General features: G+C 67.7%; 1 protein-coding gene. It reads left to right on the top strand.

Translation table 11 applies throughout. The features are described from left to right. A partial coding sequence (locus AC1RQI_RS17335; RefSeq protein ID WP_481905851.1) for an ABC transporter substrate-binding protein occupies positions 1-257 on the top strand: 257 nt, incomplete at both ends.

Below are 257 nucleotides of genomic sequence, written 5' to 3'. Positions count from 1 at the left end.
GCGCCTTCGCCGAGGCCGGGCTCGCTGCCACCACGTTGCGCTATGCCGGCGCAATGGACGAGACCGTGTTGCTCGGCATCGGACCCGACGCGACGGAGAACCTGTTCTGCGCGTCCGGCTATTTCGGCTGTATCGACTCGCGCGCCAACGACGATTTCCGGATCAGCTACCGCGCGATGTTCGGCGCGCACGCGCCGCCGATCGGCTCGGTCGGACAATCCAATTACGAGGGGATGCGGTTCGTCGAGGCGGCGGCC

Source organism: Salicola sp. AFF1, assembly GCF_056783195.1.
The sequence above is the reverse complement of the archived record's forward strand: the minus strand, read 5'-3'. Positions and strand labels throughout refer to the sequence as shown.